This is a genomic window from Microcoleus sp. AT9b-C3, assembly GCF_036705485.1.
In the GTDB taxonomy this organism is placed as follows: domain Bacteria; phylum Cyanobacteriota; class Cyanobacteriia; order Cyanobacteriales; family Microcoleaceae; genus Microcoleus.
In genome coordinates this window covers 394562-410737 of sequence record NZ_JAUBUR010000001.1, presented here as the reverse complement: position 1 = coordinate 410737, position 16176 = coordinate 394562, and the positions used below count along the sequence as shown (strand labels likewise).

General features: G+C 46.7%; 5 protein-coding genes. 3 read left to right on the top strand and 2 right to left on the bottom strand.

Going from position 1 to position 16176, the window contains the following annotated elements; genetic code table 11:
• Positions 1-316: 316 nt before the first annotated feature.
• A complete protein-coding gene (locus tag QUB77_RS01730; RefSeq protein WP_333169913.1) occupies positions 317-6958 on the top strand; it encodes a CHAT domain-containing protein in 6642 nt (2213 codons plus the stop codon).
• Between the two features lie 274 nt (positions 6959-7232).
• Entirely contained in the window at positions 7233-8240 is a 1008-nt protein-coding gene (locus QUB77_RS01725; protein ID WP_333169911.1) for a tellurite resistance TerB family protein, read from the top strand.
• Positions 8241-8649: 409 nt separating this feature from the next.
• On the opposite strand, the gene QUB77_RS01720 is transcribed toward QUB77_RS01725, so the two are convergent.
• Positions 8650-9207 carry an RNA-binding protein gene (locus QUB77_RS01720; protein ID WP_333169909.1) on the bottom strand — a complete coding sequence of 186 codons (558 nt, stop codon included), beginning with the start codon at positions 9205-9207 and terminating at the stop codon, positions 8650-8652.
• A gap of 1075 nt (positions 9208-10282) precedes the next feature.
• The gene (locus QUB77_RS01715; RefSeq protein WP_333169908.1) at positions 10283-12790 is read right to left on the bottom strand and encodes a zinc metalloprotease HtpX; all 2508 of its coding nucleotides are present in this window, start codon (positions 12788-12790) and stop codon (positions 10283-10285) included.
• Between the two features lie 361 nt (positions 12791-13151).
• Here QUB77_RS01715 and QUB77_RS01710 point away from each other — a divergent pair, with 361 nt between their 5' ends.
• Positions 13152-15950 carry a hypothetical protein gene (locus tag QUB77_RS01710; RefSeq protein WP_333169907.1) on the top strand — a complete coding sequence of 933 codons (2799 nt, stop codon included), beginning with the start codon at positions 13152-13154 and terminating at the stop codon, positions 15948-15950.
• Positions 15951-16176 lie beyond the last annotated feature (226 nt).

Here is a 16176-nt window from a genome sequence, read left to right as displayed (position 1 = left end):
TCGGTAAACCCGCCCCTACAGGATTGTGATATTATGTATTTTTGGATGAATTGATTATTGCCATAACCAAAATTCGTAGGGGCTGGTTCACCAGGGATTTTGTCACCCACAAATCATCTTTATAAACCCGCCCCCACCCTACGAATAACCGTAAACTTGTATTTTAAAATAGGTAGATTGCGATTTATCGTTGGGCGGGGGCGGGTTTATGAGATTGTGAATTTTAGGCAATTATTATCGGTGAACCCGCCCGTACAGGATGGTGATATTATTTATTGTGAGATGAATAGATTATCGTAATAACATTTAAAAAAACATGAAATCAACACACAAAAAAGCCCGCTTTTTCCTAACATTCCTCTCCTTCACCGCCTTAACAATGTGGGAAACAGGACTTTTTTACCCATCCCAAACAGCCACAGCCCAAATCACCCCCGCAACCGACGGTACGAATACTCAAATTACTCCCAGCGGCAACCAATTCAACATCGACGGCGGCCAACAATCCAGCGACGGCACAAATCTATTTCACAGTTTCCAACAATTTGGTTTAACTCAAGAACAAACTGCCAATTTTATATCAAATCCCAATATTCGCAATATTTTAGGGCGAGTTGTCGGCGGCGATGCTTCGCTGATTAACGGATTAATTCAAATAACTGGCGGCAATTCCAATTTATTTTTAATGAATCCGGCGGGGATTGTTTTCGGTGCAAATTCTAGTTTGAACGTGCCTGCTGCTTTCACTGCGACTACTGCGACGGGCATCGGTTTTGGCAATAATTGGTTTAGTGCGGGTGGTACGAATAATTATGCTTTATTAGTCGGAAATCCTAATAGTTTTTCTTTTACAAATACGCAACCGGGAGGAATTGTCAATTTAGGCAATTTGGCGGTGGGACAAGGGCAAAATTTAACTTTGTTGGGCGGCACGGTTTTGAGTGCGGGACAACTTTCTGCACCGGGAGGAAATATTATTGTTGCGGCGGTTCCCGGCGAGAGTTTCGTCAGAATTAGTCAACCGGGAAATCTGTTGAGTTTGGAGATTCAGCCGCAATCTGTAGCGGGCAGTTTGCCTCAAAATTGGGTGTTGCCAGTTGCATCTTTGCCGCAGTTGTTGGCGGGTGGCGGGGGAAGTGCAACGGGGGTGATAGTTAATGCTGGAGGGCAAATAGAATTAACGGGTTCTGGTTTGCAGGTAGAGAATGGAGATGTCGCTGCTAAAGGTGTAAATGCGGACACTGCAACGCTGTCAGCTAGTCGCAATTTGACATTAGTTGAAAGTCTGTTGCGTACAACTGGTGATTTGAATTTGTTGGCTGACGATACTGTGCGGGTGCGCGACAGTGTGGCAAATCCGTTTGTGGCGAATGCTGGCGGGAATCTCTACATTCAAGGAAATAAAAGTATCGATCTTTTGGCGCTGAATCATCTTTCGCAAACGCCTTTTGTGAGCGGCGGAAATTTGACTTTAGTGAGTGATGGCATTATATCTACAGATTCTCATTTTAGAAGTGGAAATAATATGTCAATTCTCGATCGTTCGGGCAAACCTGCTAATTTTACCAGTTTGTACGATCCAATTATGCAGCCTAATGACTATACCTCTGGGGGATATACGGGGGCTTCTCTCAAGGTAGATACAACTTCGGGTACGGGAAATATTACTTTTAATGGAGATATCATAATTACGAGTCCAGATGCAACTTTGGCTGGTGCTACTACGGGTGATGAATTTATCTTGGGAAGTTCGCGATCGGTAATTTTGCGATCGGGCGGCAATATTAAAGTAGGAAATATTGAAACGTATCCCGATCCGAATTTGTTCCCAAGAACTGGTCAAACTGGCCCTATAACTTTGCAAGCGGCAGGCAACATTCAAACAGGAAACATTAAAGCAGATAATTTTGGGGGTGACGCTGGTTCTATATCTTTGACTGCTGGAGGAAATATTTCAACAGGAGAACTTCGCGCTATAGCCACCGCTGTGAATGGCAATGGCGGTGATATTACTGTGAATGCAGGTGGCAGCTTTACTCTTACAGGAAATATAGCTACTTTCTCATCCAGCGGAGCTGGTGACATTACTCTCAAAGCAAAAGGCGATATCTCTATCAACTGTTCTAATGCCTCTGTTTGTATAGAGAGTTTTGCAGGAGGAGTTCCTAACGTAATACCTACTGGCAAGAGCGGTAACGTTAGCATCATTAGCGAACAAGGCTCTATTATTTCCCTGGGAGATCCAATAAGAATAGTTACTGATAATAGCGCTTCTCTCGGCAGTCCTGGTGCTATAAATTTAGAGTCAAGGGGTGACATTACTGCCGGCGTGATATCAGCATTCAGTGGTGAAAACTCAAAATCTGATGGCGCAAATATCAATATTACAAGCGTAAATGGCAATATCCAGTTTGGCGATATCAATAATTCTTCAGACAACGGTAAGGGCGGCAATATTACCATCTCTACCAGTGGAAATATTAAAACAGGTAACGTATTAAACTATGGTAAATTGCAAGGCGGAATGGTTGATTTTACTAGCACGAATGGTAGCATCACTACAGGGAAATTAAATACAACCAGCTCTCAGGATTCAGGAAATGATACGATTTTTCTACCGGAAAATGGTGGGTCAATTACTTTGAGTGCCGATCGCAATATTACGACTGGCAATCTCAATGTAGCGGCGAATCAAGACGGTGGCCCGATCGCACTTACGAGCACTGCCGGTTCCATAAATACCGGAACGATCGATGTCACGGGCGATCGCGCTGCTGGAAATATTACCATTCAAGCCAGCACCGGCATCACAACACCGACAACAGGAACCGCGCTCGCGGGTACTTCTAGTAACGGCAACGGTAGCAATGTTACTTTATCTACTGCCAGCGGTGACATTAATATAGGCGATGTGTTAGTATCGGGAATACAGGCTGGAAATCTTAACTTTACTAATAGCAATGGCAATATCACTACAGGTCAGCTATTGACAAGTTATGACGGTTCATCTGCCGATTTTAAAACTAATATAGGTGGCAATGTTAATCTAAATGCTGGGGGAAATATTACTACCAGCGACATCCGGGCGATCGGCGTTCAAGACGGCGGCTCAATCACTCTTAAAAGTGGCGGTTCTATAGATACTACCGCCGGAATCATCAATGCGATCGGCGGTAACAGCGGCGGCAATATTTCCCTCGAAGCTGGAACCAACATCAGTACGGCAGGAATTGGTAGCGCCCTATTATTAAGCGGATTCAACGCCAATAGCGGGAATCTTAGCATTAAAAGCGGCGGTAATATCGACACAACAGCAGGCCCAATTATTACCGCTGCGGCCAATGGTAAGGGCGGAGATATCACCATAAATGCTCAAGGAACTGTTGCGACATCGGATATTAATTCCCGCACTTTCGCTCCCAGTATTATTGTGACAGGTGGCAATATTGAGGTTAAGGCAAATGATTCTATTAGTGCCAGTGGCCAGATAGAAACTAACCGCAATAACATTACTTTTAACGCTCCGGTAACATTAGGTAATGACCTGTCGGTCAAAATTTTAGAGACAGGCGATATTACTTTTAAGTCTACTGTTGACGGGCCTTACAGTCTTACTGTTCAACCCGATGCCGGAAGTGTTGACTTTGGCGATGCTGTTGGCAGCCTCAATCCCCTCAACAGCGTCAATATTCAAGATGATATTCCCAAAAGTTCCGCTGCAATTAACATTATTACTACGAATAATATTACCGCTCAAAAAATTACCTCAACCGACGGAATTTCTTTGTTTAGTGAGAACGGAGAAATCACAACAAAAAATCTCGATGCGACTTCCCCTAACAATGGCGGTAATATCATTTTGAGCGCGGGAACTAATATTACTGCGGGCGATATCAATACGTCGTCTGCTGGTAATGGGGGCAGTATCTTGCTCGACGCTACCGGAAGTATTAATGTTGGTAAAATTGACTCTTCTGCTAAGGGGAATGGGGGCGATGTTATCGCGATTAACCGCAGCACGACCGGCAATATTGTTGTCAGTCAAATTGATGCTCAGAGTCAGGACACGGGTACGGGCGGAAATGTTTCGATTGTGACTGAAAGCTTTTTTCGATCGCTCAATTCCTTCACAGACAGAAACAGCATCAATGCTAGCATTTCTACGGCTGGAAGTCCTGGAGATGCTAACGGCGGTACAATAATTATCCGCCACGGAGGCAAGGGCATCACGCCTTTTATTGTCGGCAATTCCCAGACAAATGGAACGGCGGGTGCACTTACTAGGGGCAATAGCGATTCCATACAAACAATTTTGCCCGATCGCGAATATCCCTATACTCACACACAAGATCGCAATCTCGCGCAAAATCGCGATCGCATTCAAATTATTTCCGTACCGCCGCCAATAGTTGCACCGACACCAGCAGCTACTCCAACGCCCGCACCTACTCCCGCAGCTACTCCCACCCCCGCACCTACTCCCGCGCCCGCACCCACGCCCGCAGCTACTCCAACGCCTGCACCGACACCCGCAGCTACTCCAGCGCCTGCACCGACACCAGCAGCTACTCCAGCGCCCGCACCGACACCCGCAGATACTCCAGTGCCCGTAAGCACACCCTCACGGCAACTCCCACCGCGTTTAGCCGTCGCACCATCCCCAATTCCCGAAAGCTCGATCGCACCATCCCCAACACCCGAAAGCTCGATCGCACCATCCCCAATTTCCCAAATATTTATCGCACCTGCCCCAATTCCCGAAACTTCGATCGCACCTTCGGCAACACCCGATCCGATACCTGGTTTTCCCATCGACTTCCGACTACCTGAATTGCCCGGTTTATTCGTACTGCCACCCCGCGCGCGCCCCACACAGCCCTCCACACCCACAACCCCAAACGCTGCTGCCCGCATAGCTTCGAGACCCACCCTTCCCTCTGTTTCCCAAATCACCTCCTCCCTCGCCTCTCAACCTACGATCGCCCCCCAACCTTCAAACGCGCCAAATCCCGCGCCCGCAGCCCCTCTTACCTCTGTAACTCAGCCTGTAACTCAGATTCAGCCAGCACCTGCAAGCTTGATCGTACCCGCGCCTGCAAGTGCGATCGTACCCGCGCCTGCTGTCAGCCCAAGCCAAACTCCCCAACAGGAGTTAGCTTTTTTAATTGGCGATTTATTGGGTGCTGAAACTTCTTTCGAGCTAAATCCTGAAACTGGAAATACCAGAGTTGGCTTTCAACTAGACAATAATCGACAAATATCGATCGACATACCGCCCGTTGAAACACCCAATATTACCTTTATCCCAGCTTCAGAAAACCCTCCCGAAAACCCGCCGCAGCTTGGCGCTTCTTCCAACGAACAACCCGACGGATACATAGTCTTAAATCCCGCTCCCGCCGAGACACCTCCTCCAGAACAACCTGCTGAAAACCCTACTAATTGGTTGGCAAATATTCCCCAAATCTCTCTGCCACAAATAGAATCACCTCCTGTTAATCCAGTACCCGCACCAGCACCAACTCCAGCGCCGGCACCAACACCAGCAACAACTCCAACTCCTGCCCCCGCACCAGCGCCCATTCCCGCACCAACTCCCACTCCCCCTCCGATCGCAGAAAATCCCGCACCTGCAGATATCCCCAATCTCTTTCCCTCACAAATTAGCAGAGCGCTCGTCGAACAAACTTTAGAACAAGGCAATGCTAACGATGCTGTTGCTCTAATTGACCAACTCTTTGAACAAGACTACGAAAATTATTATGGGGAAAATTTCACGGATAAAAAAATCAACGTTCAATATCTGAGAGAAACTCTTAAAACAATCAAGGAGGAAACCGGGAAGCAAGCTGTAATTGTTTACGCGATCGTCCGTCTCAAAGAAGTGTCGCTAGTGTTAGTAGTTCCCGACGGGCCTCCTATTCTAAAACAAGCGCCAGTTAACAGCAAAACACTGCTAAAAACTGTGAATCTTTTTCAGGGCTATTTGGCAAAGCCACAAAATTCGGAAGATACAGGATATTTGGCAAACGCGCAACAACTTTACCAATGGTTGATTTCACCAATATCTAAAGAATTGGAATCGTTAAATATCGATACGCTAATTTTTTCATTTGATGCAGGTTTGCGCCAACTGCCACTATCTGCTTTGCACGACGGCAAGCAATTTCTAGTAGAAAAGTACAGCCTCGGCTCACTTCCCAGTGTCAGCTTGACTAACACAAAGTATCAAAGTTTGAAAAACGCTACAGTTTTAGCAATGGGTGCTTCAGATTTTCCACACACTGATAAAAAGCGTTTGCCTGCGGTGCCAATCGAATTATCTGCGATCGCCGGGAGGAGAACAGAAACGCAACATCAAGCAGCATTTCCCTTGTGGCAAGGCCGCTCTTTTCTCAATCAAGAATTTACCCTGCAAAACCTGAGAAAACAGCGAGAACAACAGGGATTTGGAATCGTTCACTTAGCTACTCACGCCAGTTTTCCTCAAGGCGAAAATGGAAGAAGAGAAGCTGAGATTGATTTGTGGGACAGCTCTTTGGCGCTGGATGAATTTAGGTTGGCGAAGTGGTACGATCGCAGACAAGTAGAATTATTAGTGCTGAGTGCGTGCGAAACTGCGATCGGTGACAGTACAGCAGCAGAAATGGGTTTTGCTGGACTGGCCGTCCGCAGCGGTGTAAAATCAGCTTTGGCAAGTTTGTGGAAAGTTAATGATATCGGCACTTTGGCGTTGATGACCGAGTTTTATGGCAATTTGCGATCGGCCCCAATTAAAGCTGAAGCGCTCCGAAAAGCTCAACTGGCAATGATCCACAAACAAATTGTAGTAAAAGACGGTCAATTGCGGGGAACTCAAGGCGCGATCGACATTAATCAAGCCACACAAGCAGCAAATGCAGATTTATCTCACCCGAACTTTTGGGCAGGATTCACAATAATTGGCAGTCCTTGGTAATAGGCGATATCTGTAAGGAAACAACACGGCGACGTGTCCGGCGCCCAAAGTATCCCTAACCGAAAGCATCCAGGATACAAGCCCCCGGAGTCATCCGTCCAGAAATAAAAAACCTGTATCCGATAAAGGAGCCCCCGAATTTATCCGTGGGGTCAATGCTTCAATTCTAAAATCTAAAATCTAAAATCTAAAATCTCAAATCGATTGACGACTATCTTTTTATGTCATAAATTTGCTATGAATAGCAAAACTAAACACTAGCGGGGCAAAACCTGTGGGCAAGTTTGATAAAATATTCAATTCAGAAGACCAATCCGAAGCAAGCTTAACTTTAGAAGAATCCGTAGCAGCGGTAGCATTTGTGGCAGCAGAGGCAAATTCCCCTGATACGGATGCTGATATCTTAGAAAGTATACTTTGGGAATCAGAAATATTTGCTGAATACTCGGAAGATGATATGTCAGAAATGTTTCAAAGACTCGCCGGTATTGTCGCCCAAGACGGTTTAGGAGCATTATTTAATACTGCTTGGGAATCCATGCCAGATGAGTTAGTATTGGATACTTTTGCCATAACCGCAGCAATGTTTGTCGCAGATGGCGAAATATCCCAGAAGCACGAGGCTTTTCTCAAAGAATTCCAGCAAGCATTAGGTGTGGAAGATGAGGAAGCTGCGGAAATTATTGAGGATGTAATTGCTGCTTACTCGGAAGTAGAGGGCGAAGAGTCTGATTTCGATACGGCATGGTACGTATCTCCTGAAGGCAATTTTAGCGTTCCGATTCCAGTTGACGATGAACGAGGCGGTAAAATTGATGATCAAGAAGGCTGTGTCGCATTTTCAGACGACTTTGGCGTTTTGCTGAAAATTGATTATTTCCCTGTTATTGGTGAAGTGGAAGAAACAATCGAGTCGGTTGGCGAGGAAGGTTATCTCAAGTCTTTTCTCGACAATTTTGTTTCTCAGGCAATTCTTGCTAATGTTCCCAATTCTAAGTTACTCCACGCAGAATATTTAGAAGATGAAGAAGCTTATTTCGTGGTTTTAGATTTGCCTGCCGGCGCAACTCTCAGCGTGCAGAAAAACGATGGCCCTCTGACTCGGTTGGATGCTTACCGGGGACTTATGGCTTTTATTGCTGACGATTTTTGCTACACGGTAAGCTGTCAGCGAATTTATCAGGATGGGGATGAATTGGGTTCCCTGGAGTCTGAAGTTGAGGGAATTATGAACAAGATTTTTGAGTTTATTGAGACAATCGAATTCGGGCCGATCGAATAAAGATGACTTATTTAGGGGGGTTCAAAACCCGGTTTCTTTCTAGATGTATCGCTGCTCAACCCTATATTTTCATAGAAACCGGGTTTTTTTTGCCAAGCATCCTCAGAATATTACATCGTGTCCGGTCGATCGACCAAAATCCAACTGGTTTGTCGCTGATTTATTCAGTAGGGTGCGCAATGCGCACCCTACATATAGAGCAATACGGTTAATTTAGCGCCATGCGCACCCTACTGAATTCATACGCCTGAAGATATTGCTGTGACTGCATTTTCACATCGATCTTCTTTCTTTTACAATAAAATTGTGCGATCGAGAACAGGGTTTTTTGACCCATTCTCGATCGCACTTCCAGATACATTCAGTCAACCACAGTCGAGAGACAGCAGCAATTAGCCGCCATTTTCGACTAATTAGTAGTCTGAGCTTCCACCAATCTTTGCTTGAGTTCTTCCAGAGCACTCGCCCAGCGCGGATCTGGCTGCACCGAGCCGGAATCAGCGCTCGACACCGTTGTTGCTGACTGATTGCGACGAGACTTGTTGTTGTCACCCCGACGGCGATTGCTTTTGCTGGAGGCGCCTCCACCTTGGGTAGGAGGAGCCGAGCGCTGCTGTTGCTGCGGCACAGGTGCTGGCACTGACGACGCGGAAACCAACTGCGGTGACTGCGGCGACGACTGCTGCTGATCGTCTTCGCCCTTCTCAGATTTACCCTTAGATCGGGGCAATGCCTTCTCTATTTTCAGCGGGTTTTCTTTGAACATCAAGCCGTTGTATTTCTCAATAACTTGGTCGGCTTGTTCGTCGGTTAGCACCGTCACAAAACCAAATCCTCTGCATTTACCAGTTTTGCGGTCTGTAATTACCTTTGTGGTAACAGATTCGCCCTCCGGCGCAAAAACTTCTTGCAATTCTTGGCGATCGAGTTCCTTCGGTAGATTGCCAACATAAAGACGAATAGACATGAAAATTTCCTCCCGACTTGGATTTTAATTAATTTGCTCGAACAGAATTACCTCAAGTCAACTGAATATTGACTTCAGGCAAACACCACCTAACCCGAGAATTGGCGCATTCCTCCCACCAACCTTGACAGCTCCCCCCACCTTTTAGAACAAAAAGATGATTTACTCTGATAAGGCCGGAACTTAACCGCCGATGCAGAGAGCTTTTAAATCTCAGGTTGTTGTGTAAACTTTTAGTCATCACTCAAATGTTTAGGCTATTGGCTATTCTGTATTACTTGCTTCCGGTTTTGATTCAGAATGTTTATAGCCAGCGCCGTCTAGAAATTTATGTCCAAGGATGTCAATTGCAAGCGATCGGAATGCCAGTATTCAGTTTAATACAGTGATGGATAAAATGGCTAACATTTTTTCAGCCAGTAATCTTACCTCGCTCCTCATCTCGCTCCTAATGCTGAGAACTACTCACTTACCCGCTATCCCTTAAATCAGACCCGGCAGAGTCCGAGCATTCTTTAAAGGTATCACAGCCTTGGTAACAGAGCTAGTTATTTAGGAAGATTTCAGTCTGAATTTAACGGAAACCACATCTGATTCACTTTTGAGAATTCATCCCGCACTGCAAAAATAGCGGTCGAAAAAAAACAGCCGACAAGCGGCTGGCTCTACTTGCTGTGTTGGGATGTTGACAATTTTTACGCAATGCCTTAAGGGATTTTAGCCAACTGAAGTTATTGCGTTATTTGGTTCAATCCAATTCCTGTAAACTAATGTAACAGAGTGCTGGCAAAAAAGCAACTTTTCTTTACAAATAAACAACGAACAAGAGTCCAGGCTGTCCACCGCGCACCGCGAAAATCGGTTAGGGTGCGCCCCCAGCACCGAGAACATCGCCAATCCGCTGTTTAACTCAAAACCGATCGAGGCTGCGCGTTGAGACCAATTCACCCCACAATCTGATAACTATTCCTCATACCTGTAAAAAATGCAATTGTAGGCAACCTCGAAACCCTTATGCAGTAAGTCATTTCCCATTCTTCAATCTAAAATCCAAAATCTAAAATCCAAAATCGTCTCACCTTGGGCCCTGGATAATTATGTATGCGCCCCAAAAAGCAGCAGCAAAAGCCAAAATCGCAGACCAAATCGGATGTCCGCTGTCACTAACCCTCCCTCCTTGAGTGCGGAGACTTTCAAGGTCGATCCCCACAGTAGCACCCCGGCGCAGCCAACCAGTCGCCACAACAGATGTTCCAATCAAATCGCTGGGGCGAGTAGTCTCTTTGAACAAAAATGGCCACAAAGAGCCAATGTAGCCAAACCTGGAAACATGGTGCAACCTCACCAACCCTGTCGCCGTTTGCAAAATCAAATCTTGTCCCAGCCAATTATTCATACCCGATCGACCCAAAAGTTGGCCTTCCAGCCGCACCGGTTCAGCATCCAGCGGCAAACTATCGGGATTTGACAAAATTTCCGGCACACTCGGCGAAGCGGTTTCTCGGGGTGTAATATCCGGGAAGAAATAATTGATCCGCATCAAAGTACCGATGCTAAATCCGATCGGCAAACAGCCCCAAAGAATTGATCGATCGCCCCAAAGCCAATCCAACTGCCAAAAACTCGTCCTCGAAAAAATCCAGCCAATCAGCCAAAGCACCCCGACTATCGCCAAACTCATCGGAATTCCAAAAAACGGCGCACCCTGTAAAAATAGTTTTGAGTCTTTAAATTCGAGTATTGACTTAAACAGAGACAATTTTCCTTTCCTGGATTGTTCTGGCACTCCCGCGTTTGCCAAATCTAACTCTGTCTCCAGTTGCCAGAATTGAGCATAGAGGGCCAACAGCTTCAAACGCTCTCCCAGCAAAGGATGCGCGCGGTTAACCGTCAACCAATTGCGATCCCGATTGCTGACATCCCACAGCAAAATCTGTTCCAGCGGCGCGTGTAATGCAGCAGAACCAAGGCTTACAGCTTGTCCAACACCTACAGGTAACAATAGATCGAAACTTTCCAGGAAAAAGCTAGTTTGTTTTTGCTGTTCGATATTATCAGCAATGCCGATCGCAATTTTAGCCAGTGCCCGCGTCAAACCGTTAGGATTACCCGTAATTTCAGCAGCAGTGCGATCGCTAAAATACACTCTGCGGCGCGACAGCCACAACATCGGCCACCTGAACAACTTATAAATCCCATAACTCGTAGCAGAAATTGCAGCGGCCACAAATTTGACAGCAGAACGCAAAAACTCGATCGTCATTAAATCACACAACCGCTCTTGCCAGTACGCGACCTGCCAATAAATCAAGTAAGGAATTTGAATCACCAGCAGCGCCAGCGACATCGGCGCAAAATCCCAGTGAGAGATATGGCCCAACTCCCGCGCGAAAATAGTGGCAATTTCATCATCCGTCAATTGTTCCAACAGCCCCCGACTCACAGCAATCCGAGCAAAACGGGGCAAACAGCCGTAACTGAAAGCTACAGGAACATTCAGCGGCAAGAGTTTCAGCACCGGCACCGGCATATTTTGCTTGGTACAAAAACTTCGCAGTACCCGACTAGCTTCCTTGCTGTGCTTGGATAAAACTGACCCGCGCAGGGTTTCGACGCCGCAAAACAGTTTCAGCAGCGCGTCTATCAGCCAGGGAGACGAGGCCAAAAGCAATCCAAAAACCATCTGAACAAACGGAGTTGGATCGCGGTAAAAAAGCTGAATCGGCGCGAAAATAGGCAGTCTAGTGAATATGTAAAGCTGAACCAATAGAGAATTAGTGTTTGTCAGCAGGAATTGCAGGACAAACCGGGCTAGGAAAAATAGGGCGATCGCACTTGCAACGGCTTGCACCCGAAACTCCAGCAACTTCAGCGGTTTGAGGGGGCGCGGGCTTTTCGCGGTGCGCCCTGCTTCGCGCCAAGTGAGTTGGTAAGTATCTGGGCTGGCGACTCCGGGGATATCTATTGGGGAACCGGAACTATTTTCGCCGCTAATTTCTGTATCGGGTGCGGTTTCTGTAGGGGCGGTGCCCCCGTGCCCGCCCTCTGATGTCGGGCGAATCGGCGGTGTGGGGGGTGGAGGTAGCGGAGAAATATGTGGCGATTTGGCGTTTGCCGGCGCAGCAGTCGGCTCTAAAGGTAAAAATCCTGTTTTTTTGTCTGCAGTCGGTCGATCGCTCCCAGGCGTTTTTTTCGCCGATTTAGTTGCTGCATCAAAGGCGACAAAGCCTGTTTCGGGGGGAGTTTCTGCGGATTTTGGTTTATTTGCCGGTGGTTTTGGTGGGGAAGGGGGGGTTAATTCTTTTAAAACGCGCTCGGCCCAAGTTTTGACTTGAGGGTTGGGACTTTTGGTGAGGGAAGAGCACAGGGCGATCGCCTCTTTAAAATTACCGGTTGCTTTGTATGCAGCCACCAACCCCATCTGCGCGCGGATTCCCGACGACTGATTAGCTGCGGTTTGGGTAACGGATTCTAAAAGGGCGATCGCGGTGGGGTAATCCTGCTGTTTCAAAGCTGCTAGCCCAGCCTCTAGAGACTGTTTTGCAGATGAATCCGCCGGATTTGGATTAGTGGGAGGTGCCATGACTGTGCTTTCGCTAGCGTCCTTTCTAAGATAGCTTGGCTGGTCGATCGATTACGGTTTTAACACAGCTCTATTTCTCTGTCACCAATTGTTGCAGTTCATTCGGCGGTTGAAACCGCTTAATAGTCAAACTTTCGTCCACTCCCAGCGGACGATCGCAATGATCGGGCAGAGGTTTAAACCCTTGCCTCAAAGCTAAAGTCCTGGCTATGATGACTGATGAATTATGCTAAATCGTGATTAAATACTTCATTTATCTCTTAGTCCGCGAAGGCGGACTTTGTTTGTACAGACGCGCTTTCAATCGCCGATTCAATCTAATTTTTGCTTATAATTAAATTAACACCTCACCTGCGCACTTATGCCAATTGACGACGAAGATTTTGAAAGCGAATCGCTCGGGGACGATCGCAAACTCCAACTCTTCACCGACAGATATGAATTTACCCGCCGATTTGCCTTTTATTTAAACGAAGACCCGCCTCCAGAACAAATTTTGTATTTTTTCGGGGATGGAGGCAACGGCAAGTCATTGCTGCTAAAACACTTGGAGTTTCACTGCTGCAAAAGATTTGCACCGGAGGTGTGGCAAAAATGGCGCGAACTCCCTGACTCGCAAGCCACCGAAGTTGCTAATTTCGTCCGCTATGCAGCAGCTAAAACCTACACTCCCATGCCCGCAGTCAGGCACGATTTCGGATTGATACCGATTAAAGAAGATAAACCGCAAGATAGATTTTACGGCTTGCTGATGCTGCGGCGCAATATTGCAGCAGCCACTAAAAAATATAAATTTAAATTTCCCAATTATGACTTTGCTTGCTTTTGGTATTTGCTGAACAAGGGCGAATCACAGGCAACTCTCAACCAACTTTTCCCCGATGATGTGGCGGAATTGGTGGCACCTGTAGTTGAAACTTTTGCAGATTTTCCGGTGGTGGCGCAAGCTGTAGCGGTGCTGAAAGGGATAGATAAATTGGGCGGGATCAAGCGGGCGATGAAATTAATTCAAAATCGCGTGGGTGTCAGCGACGAAAAGGCAGATGAAATTCGGCGGAAAGATATTGATACTGAGTTAACCGACTGTTTGCCGAAATTGTTTGCTGGGGATTTGAATGCGGCAATGGCTGGCAAAAACAAACCAGAACGCCTCGTGATGCTGTTCGATACTCACGAGAAAATGTGGGATGAAAAACGCCATTCTCAAGGCGCAACTTTTTGGTATCAAGATGAGTGGTTTCGGCGGTTGTTGAGGGCATTGGATTACAAATTGGGGATTGTGGTTGCTGTGGCGGGGCGAGAGTGTCCGGTGACGCAATTGCGGTGGCCGAATGCGTCAAAGTTTCCGATTCCCGCAGATTATATAGATGCACAATTAGTGTGGCATTTGTCGCCGGATGATGCGAGGGATTACTTGCACAAAGTGAAGATTGACAAGACAGATTTGGCAGATGCTGCAATCAAATATGCCAGCGTCAATCCCGACGATCCTTGGGAAAATTTGCAGGTACATCCGTTTTATTTGGGTTTGTGCGCGGATGCGGTGCTGGCAGAAAGAAGGCGGGGAATTGAGTTGCTGTCGTCGGATTTTGCGCGGATTCCGAAGTTGGAAAACAAGACTGCGGAATTAACAGATCGGTTGCTGAGTTATGTCGATCGCGAAGTGCGATCGGCCGTGCATTCGCTGAGTGCTAGCCGCGCTTTTGATGAAGATTTGTACGTAAAATTGGGTTCTGGTTGCCACTTCCAGGCAAGCAGTGCAAATTTTGAGATGTTGACGGGTTTTTCCTTTGTGTGGAAATCGCAGAAGCAGGGGGATAACTGGTATCGGATTCACGATTTATTGCGGCGTTTGGATGCCGAACGGGATAATCCGAAAACTCGCAGGGCTCATGAGGTTTTAGAGGGGCATTATCGGGAAGTGGGGGATGCGGCGGAGGCCATTTTTCATGCTAATCGCTTGGATTGGCAGCGGGGTGTAGAAGAATGGAAAGAGGTGTTTGATGAAGCTTTGGACAATAGTCGCTATAAGGAATGCGAGGCGCTGCTGGAAGTTAGAGATGAGTTGTGGATTAAAAGTGATTATTGGCTTGGTAGAGTTTCGCGTTCGGAGGGAAATTACTATGCTCGGTTGGCTCGATATCTAGAGGCAAGACAGGAATATTTAGAGGCAGTTGCAGCCTGTAATTCTGCTTTACTTATTGTACCGGATGATATCAATGATCTCAACAACAAAGGGAAGGCGCTGCAAAGTCTGGGTTATTTGCAAGCAAAGCTAAGTGAATTTGAGGCGGCCAAACAGTCTTACTTTGATGCGATCGCTGCCTTGAATTCTGCTTTACGTATTGTACCAGATGATATCGACGTTTTCAAGAACAAAGGGATTGCGCTGAAATGTCTGGGTAATTTACAGGCAAAGCTAAGTGAATTTGAGGCGGCCAAACAGTCTTACTTTGATGCGATCGCTGCCTATAATTCTGCTTTACTTATTGCACCGGATTATATCAATGCTCTCAAGAACAAAGGGAATGCGCTGCGAAGTCTGGGTGATTTGCAAGCACGGCTAAGTGAATGTGAGGCGGCCAAACAGTCTTACTTTGATGCGATCGCTGCCTTGAATTCTGCTTTACTTATTGCATCGGATGATATAGGTGTTCTCAACAACAAAGGGAATGCGCTGCGAGGTCTGGGTGAATTACAAGCACAGCTAAGTGAATTTGAGACTGCAAAACATTCTTACTTTGAGGCGATCGCAGCCTTTAATTCTGCTTTACATATTGCACCGGATGATATCATTGTTCTCAACAACAAAGGGAATGCGCTGCGAGGTCTGGGTGATTTGCAAGCACGGCTAAGTGAGAGTGAGTTTGAGGCAGCAAAACAGTCTTACTCAGAGGCGATCGCAGCCTTTAATTCTGCTTTACATATTGCACCGGCTGATAACTATGCTCTCAACAACAAAGGGAAGGCGCTGCGATGTCTGGGTGATTTGCAAGCAAAATTATCTAATCAACACGAAGCACTCAAGAATTGGCAAGAGGCACTGGAAATGTGGAATCGATCTTTAGCTATTGCTCCTAATGACGATTGGGTTCGCAATAGACGCGATGCGCTGCAAGAATTTCTCGATAATTTTGGTGAGGATACTGTCAGCAGTTAGCTCGCTCGAAATGAGTAAAGACGCGGCATTCATTCCCTGCCTTAAACCGAAAGGCCGCCAGGGAATGAATTCCCTGGCTAATAGCAAAAGTCCTCTAAAGAGGACTAATGAATTCTTCAGTCCTCTTCAGAGGACTTTAGCTTTGAGGCAGGGGTTGAAACCCCTGCCGGACTGCCGGACTCAGGGACAGAGCGTTAAAAGCCCGCCCTCGAATTTAGCTATTTAA